Source organism: Oleiphilus sp. HI0123, from assembly GCF_001635315.1.
The window spans coordinates 1-464 of sequence record NZ_LWGE01000043.1 but is presented as its reverse complement, the minus strand read 5'-3'; the positions used below and the strand labels follow the sequence as shown (position 1 = coordinate 464).

Here is a 464-nt window from a genome sequence, read left to right as displayed (position 1 = left end):
TACTCTTTATATTTTGGTAAAACAAAAGATGAGCGCGAGACGAAATAGTCACCTTCCAGGGCTTTTTGAATGCGTAGCTCTTCATCATCATTGATAAAGGAAAATAAGAGATTTATCGCAATAGCTTCTGGTTTTAAGTCATTAACTTTTTGCTTAAGGGCTTCAATATCGTCATCAGATAAAGGTCTTATTAACTTTCCCTCGGAATCACGTCGGGTTTCTATTTCTAAGCAAAGCTCGCTTGGAACAGGAGGAATGGGTGGTTTGGCATTGAGGTTATAGAGTTCTTTGCGAGCTTGGCGGCCGATGCTCAGGATATCGCCAAAACCATTATTGGTGATATAGACGGTACGAGCACCTTTTCGTTCAAGCGCTGCATTGGTAGCTACCGTACTTCCATGAATAATACAAAGCTGTTTATTATCGACAGCTGAGTTTAAACCTAGTTCTTCTATTCCCTGCAA

1 protein-coding gene is annotated in these 464 nt (G+C 40.5%); it reads right to left on the bottom strand.

The annotated features are described in order from the left end of the window. Positions 1 to 464, bottom strand: a 464-nt coding sequence (locus A3761_RS00490; protein WP_304439558.1) for a hydantoinase/oxoprolinase N-terminal domain-containing protein, incomplete at both ends; no start/stop codon positions are given.